We start from the raw sequence: 6,001 nt of genomic DNA, 5'->3' as shown, positions 1-6,001 counted from the left end.
GAAACATTCATCAGCCTCGTATACTTCTTGCAATGAGAATTCACGCTCTTCTACTTCAATATGTAAAGCTTTTGCTAATGTAATAACGTAGTGACGAGTAATGCCGTGTAGAATGAAATTATCGGCCGGATGTGTAATTAATTTATTATTTTTCACCATAAAGAAATTCGAATGACACCCTTCTGTTACAACTCCATCTCGTACTAATATCGCTTCTTGATACCCTTGCTCGTTTATTTTATTTTTAATCATGATATTAGGTAGAAGGTTTAAAGATTTTATATGACAGAACTTCCAGCGTATATCCTCTTCTACAGTAACCTTTATTCCTTGTTCCATAGTAGCGGTAGGTCTTGGAAACGAAACAATATTCGCAAAATATGTTGGCTGTAAATCTTTTTCATACACATGATTTCGAGCTTGAGCTCCACGTGATATTTGAAGATACACATTCTCATCCTCTTGAAATTGATTTCTTTCAATCATTTGATGAAGTTCTTCAACTAACTCTTCCTTTGTAAACGGCGGAACAATATTTATTTCCCTCATAGATTTAAAAAAGCGTTCCAAATGTAAGTCTAATAAATGAGGCTTCCCATCGTATAGCCTAAATACTTCATATATGCCATCACCAAATTGGAGTCCTCGCTCTTCTAACGCAACCATCGGCTGTTCTTCTTTCGTATTTACAATTCTTCCGTTAAACAAAATCCAATCTTTATGAGTAGCTTTCATTCCTTCCCACTCCTTTATTCCATGATTGGTTTTATTGTACAACTTATCCACGCTTAAAAGAAGGAATTTTCTGTATTTAACTAAACAAAAAAGTACATCACCTATTTAAAGTGATGCACTCAACCATTCATTTATTTCAAAAAATATTTTTCAATATCATCTAGCATTAAGTTTGCAGCTTTAATACCGCCTGCTGTATTCCAAATTACTTCATCCACTTGGAATACTTTATTGTCTTTAGAAGCCTGCAGCTGCTTAAAGAGTGGGTCTTCTGTCCATTCTTTTGCTAACGTGGTTCCTTCGTTATTCTTATCTGCATCTTTATCAGATGTGAAGTAGAATATGTAGTCCCCATCCATATTCGGAATTTGCTCTTTTGTAATTCCTTTTATCGCAAACTCATCTTTATCTTGTAGTGGTGGTCGCTTAAATCCAATATCATTTAAAACAGCACCTGAGAATGAGTTTTTCTGATAAATACGAACGTCACCTGGTACGAAGCGAATAATAGAAACTTTAGAATTCAATTTATCTCCTAACTTCTCTTGTATTCCTTCAATGCGTTTTTTATAATCATCAAGAGCTTTTTGCCCTTCTTTTTCTTTATTTACAGCTTTTGTATAGAGCGTAAAGTTTTCTTTCCAATCCCCGCGCAACGTTTCAGCATATACAGTTGGCGCTATTTCGTTCAATTGCTCATATATTTTTTCATGACGCATTTTATTCCCGATAATTAAATCTGGCTTAAGCTTCATAACTGCCTCTAAATTAATATCACGCTCAGTACCTACAACTTTCGTATCTTTTAACTCTTTCGCTAAATGAGGATACCATTCATCACCAGCACGTGGTTTTGTAGTTCCAACTGGTGTTACTCCGACAGCTAGAAGAGCCTCCGCACCTTCATTTGTTAAAACAACAACTTTTTTCGGTGTCCCATTTACTGTCGTTTCGCCCATTGCATGCTTGATACTATATGAATCTTTTGCCTTTACCGATGTATCGTTTTCTTTCTTCTCTTCTTTACCACACCCTGCGATTATGACCATTAGTAACATAATACAAAGTATAAGCATATTTTTAGTTCGTGTCATATGTCCTCCTAGTTGAAAGTGATTATCAATAACATTTAAAAGAGTAATGTATATCTTACATATTGTCAATACATATATCAGAAAACTTTTTAAATATATATAATTTAGACACTCTTCCCCATTCGAAATACATATATATCCGTCTTTAACCCTCATTTTTTCATTCGAAACATTTGAAAAATCAATGACCATAAGAAAGTAATTATTATTCCAGTCAACAAATAACATAAGTAATACAAAAACATGTCTCCATCTCAGCAATAAGATAGAGACATGTTCAATTATACTTTTCAATATTGATTATATTTAATATATGACGGATCATTATACGCCCACTGATTTCCACCAAGGTTCAACCAACCGTTTTGATTAATAAATACTAAATAAGATTCTGGTTTATTTAATTGACGAATAACTGAAGAAGATGTTGATGGACCACTTCTTAAATTCACATTCGTTCCTTGAATATATGCGACACCAATTGCGCTTCCATCACTATTGCTCGTCTTTACAAAATTAATGTACGAAGGGTCATTATACACCCATTGTCCATTTCCTAAGTCTAACCATCCGTTACTTTCCTGATATACGACATACGATTCTGGGGAGTTTAGTTGACGAATAACCGAAGAAGACGTTGATGGACCACTTCTTAAATTCACATTTTTCCCAAGGATATAAGCAATCCCCTTCGTTTGTGGTGTTGGCTGAGGATTTGGAGGTTGTGGATTTGGAGGATTCGGATTTGGAGCTACTCCAAAAATAGCTGCTATTCCGTTTGCATATGCTTGACTTAAATCTTCAATAAATTGTGGGTTTTTCAATAAATTAGCATCAAACGTTGTATCAATAAAAGCAGTCTCAGTTAAAATTGCATCCATTGCAGTCTCTCTTAGTACCGCATAATTTGCTTTTTTTGCTCCTCGATCACGAAGGCCGTATTTTGTTAATACAGGATTGACTGCTGCATGCATTTTTTGTTGCTTTTCATATGCGGAACTACTATTAGATAGCGCGTTGTAAATATAACTTTCAAATCCAGTGCCACCGCCACTATTAATGTGAAATGAGATAAAATAATCTGCACCAAATGAATTAGCAATATTAGCACGTTCTGATAAAGAGATAAACACATCACTATCACGTGTCATTTTAATATTGATTGGATAATTTGCAGATAAAATATCTCGTACACGTCTAGCAATTTGAAGCGTTAACTCTTTTTCCACTAACCCATTACCAACAGCACCCGAATCATATCCACCATGCCCTGCGTCTATAACAAGTTTCATATATCTTTTTCGTTCCTTTCTTTATTGTAATAAGCTTTCATTTCTACTCGTCCTATTTTATGCTAATTGTACAAGTTCCGTTACAAGTACAAATAAAAAACCCCCTTATGTAAGGGGGGTTCTATCACTTTTTTTTAACCAATTTAAAATGAATATGTATGATTGATAGTGGATGTAGCGTACGCAAAATAAAAGAAATAAAAGAAATATTCCCACGCCGCTATATAGCAAACCAAACTTCAAAAAGATGTTCAAAAGAGGCGGGAAATGAGATGCGTTTTGTAATACAAATAACATGCAAAACAAAATTACAAACACAGGTATATATTGTAATTCATATGGTCTTCTCTTCTTATACATTCTTTTTCGAATGAAAATCTGGCATAATTCTGCTACAATAAAGCAACTTCCAACTAATGCAAGACCAGCAGTCATTGTCATACGTTCACCTACCCCATATTCATTTCATCAAGCAATCAATATTCACTATATTTTCTTTACATATATTCCATTTTCCTCAATAAAACCAGATCCCTCTATGAAAGATTTAGCTTGTTCCGTAAATACCTCATGCAATACTTTTATTTCTTTCACATTTCTCTGTTTCATCATTTCTTCAAATGTAAAATACGTATTTGTCCCGTATCCATAACCTTGATAATCAAAATGAATAATTAACTGTGACAAAATAGCACTCTCTTCTTGAACGTTATAATCTATTACACCAATATATGTATCATCAACTTTTACACAATACTGAACCTTTTTCCCATCTAAGCTGTGTGAGTGAAACATTTCTTTTACAGCGCTTTCATTTTCTATATTTACTTTCTCAAACGTAATCATATGTTGTCCATCCTTTTACTATTATTGTATCAATAATAAATGCAATTTATGAAAAAAACCTTAAGATCGAATGCGACCTTAAGGTTTTTTATTAAACTAAGCTATACGCACGCTTTGTTTCTTCGTGGAACTTATTCGTMTCGTATTTATGCTCAACATAAATTTGATGCCATACCATAAACGCAAGTACAGTCCAAATTTTACGGCTATAATCGCCTTTATCTGCACAATGTGCTTCCAGTAAGTTTAATACATACTGTTTTTCGATTAAATGCTCAGTTTTGCTTTCTTTAATAATATTTACAGCCCAATCGTGCATTTCATCTTTTAACCAGTGACGAATTGGTACTGGGAATCCAAGCTTTTTACGATCTAACACGTGATCCGGAACAATTCCACGGGCAGCTTCACGTAATATAGCTTTCGTTGTTCCGTTTGCAATTTTAAATTCTGTCGGAATTTTAGATGCAACGTCAAATACTTCTTTATCTAAGAACGGTACACGAAGTTCTAATGAATTTGCCATCGTCATTTTATCAGCTTTTAATAAAATATCGCCGCGTAACCATGTGAACATATCAATGTACTGCATTTTACTTACATCATCATAATCTTTAATTTCGTTATACAATGGTTTCGTGATATCCATATAGTTAACACTTTCATCGTAATACTTCATTAATTCAGCTTTCTCTTCTTCACGGAAGATTTTCGCATTTCCATAGTAACGCTCTTCGATTGGCGTACATCCACGCTCTAAGAAGCTTTTTCCTTTAAACCCTTCTTTAAGAGCACCACTTAATGCCTTTAGAACACTCTTTCCTGGGCTAGGAATGTAAGAGAACATTTTTAAAGAGTTTGGCTCACGATAAATGTTATATCCACCAAATAGCTCGTCTGCACCTTCACCAGAAAGAACAACCGTTACATGTTTACGCGCTTCTTTCGCAACGAAATACAATGGTACAGCTGCTGGATCCGCTAAAGGATCATCCATATGCCAAATAATTTTTGGGAACTCATCCATAAATTCTTGCGCTGTAATGAATACGTTATGGTTTTTAACTCCTAATTTCYCAGCAGTTTCTTTCGCAACATCAACTTCACTGAAACCGCGTTGTTCGAAACCAATAGAGAATGTTAATAGATTTGGATTCATTTCTCTTGCGATAGAAGCAATAATAGATGAATCGATACCACCAGATAAGAAAGAACCTACTGGTACATCACTACGCATATGTACTTTTACAGAATCGTATAATACATCACGAATTGCTTGGATATGCTCCTCTTTCGTTGCGCTTGAAGCGTTGAAATAAGGATTCCAGTAGCGATGGATTTCCATCTCTTTACCGATTTCTTTTACGAAGTAATGACCAGGCTCAATTTTGTTAACATCAATTGTTAATGTTTCTGGCTCTGGACCATATTGGTACGTAAAGTAGTGTTGTAGTGACTTTGGGTTTACCCCTTTGTCTTCCATTACATGCATAATACTTTTCTTCTCAKATGCGAAGAATGTAGTATCACCTTGTTGTGCGATGTATAAAGGCTTAATACCGAAGTGGTCACGTGCACCGAAAAGTTTCTTTTCTTCACGATCCCAAATCATAAATGCGAACATACCACGAAGGTAGTCTACACATTTTTCTTTCATATGTGCATACAATGCAATAATAACTTCTGTATCAGATTGTGTAGCAAAAGTTGCACCTTTTTCAAGTAACATTTCACGTAGTTCTACATAATTGTAAATTTCACCATTAAAAATAATTACATATCGATCATTTTCATAAGTTAGCGGCTGATGTCCTGCCTCTAAGTCAATGATACTTAAACGGCGGAAGCCAAATTGTACATGTTCATCACGAAAATATCCTTCGTCATCTGGACCGCGGTGGAAAATCATCGTGTTCATATTTTCAAATTGATGTTTTTCTGTTTCTGAAAACCCTCTAGGGTTTTCACATAAACATCCTACAAAACCACACATACTTCTTACCCTCTTTCGGTTTTCATTCTGTTTCTATACAG

General features: G+C 34.7%; 6 protein-coding genes. All 6 read right to left on the bottom strand.

Features of this window, described 5'->3' with window-relative positions:
• A partial coding sequence (locus tag AC1DTM_RS16500) for a D-amino-acid transaminase (RefSeq protein ID WP_477000504.1) occupies positions 1 to 735 on the bottom strand: 735 nt, incomplete at its 3' end.
• Positions 736 to 866: 131 nt separating this feature from the next.
• Positions 867 to 1,829 carry an ABC transporter substrate-binding protein gene (locus AC1DTM_RS16495; RefSeq protein WP_033714708.1) on the bottom strand — a complete coding sequence of 321 codons (963 nt, stop codon included), beginning with the start codon at positions 1,827 to 1,829 and terminating at the stop codon, positions 867 to 869.
• A 290-nt stretch (positions 1,830 to 2,119) separates the two neighbouring features.
• Positions 2,120 to 3,121: an N-acetylmuramoyl-L-alanine amidase gene (locus tag AC1DTM_RS16490; protein WP_002158002.1), complete on the bottom strand. Its 1,002-nt coding sequence runs from the start codon at positions 3,119 to 3,121 to the stop codon at positions 2,120 to 2,122.
• 105 nt (positions 3,122 to 3,226) lie between these two features.
• Positions 3,227 to 3,562 carry a hypothetical protein gene (locus AC1DTM_RS16485; protein WP_002158003.1) on the bottom strand — a complete coding sequence of 112 codons (336 nt, stop codon included), beginning with the start codon at positions 3,560 to 3,562 and terminating at the stop codon, positions 3,227 to 3,229.
• A 45-nt stretch (positions 3,563 to 3,607) separates the two neighbouring features.
• Positions 3,608 to 3,967, bottom strand: coding sequence for a GNAT family N-acetyltransferase (locus tag AC1DTM_RS16480; protein ID WP_016104738.1), 360 nt, complete (start codon positions 3,965 to 3,967; stop codon positions 3,608 to 3,610).
• Between the two features lie 91 nt (positions 3,968 to 4,058).
• The gene (asnB, locus tag AC1DTM_RS16475; RefSeq protein ID WP_477000503.1) at positions 4,059 to 5,960 is read right to left on the bottom strand and encodes an asparagine synthase (glutamine-hydrolyzing); all 1,902 of its coding nucleotides are present in this window, start codon (positions 5,958 to 5,960) and stop codon (positions 4,059 to 4,061) included.
• Between the last annotated feature and the right edge of the window lie 41 nt (positions 5,961 to 6,001).

It is taken from the genome of Bacillus sp. P4_D3 (assembly GCF_056401855.1).
The sequence above is the reverse complement of the archived record's forward strand: the minus strand, read 5'-3'. Positions and strand labels throughout refer to the sequence as shown.

Bases quoted from the DNA above. Each gene is read 5' to 3' on its own strand.
- AC1DTM_RS16495 (WP_033714708.1), bottom strand. From the start codon at position 1,829: ATGACACGAACTAAAAATATGCTTATACTTTGTATTATGTTACTAATG.
- AC1DTM_RS16490 (WP_002158002.1), bottom strand. From the start codon at position 3,121: ATGAAACTTGTTATAGACGCAGGGCATGGTGGATATGATTCGGGTGCT.
- AC1DTM_RS16485 (WP_002158003.1), bottom strand. From the start codon at position 3,562: ATGACAATGACTGCTGGTCTTGCATTAGTTGGAAGTTGCTTTATTGTA.
- AC1DTM_RS16480 (WP_016104738.1), bottom strand. From the start codon at position 3,967: ATGATTACGTTTGAGAAAGTAAATATAGAAAATGAAAGCGCTGTAAAA.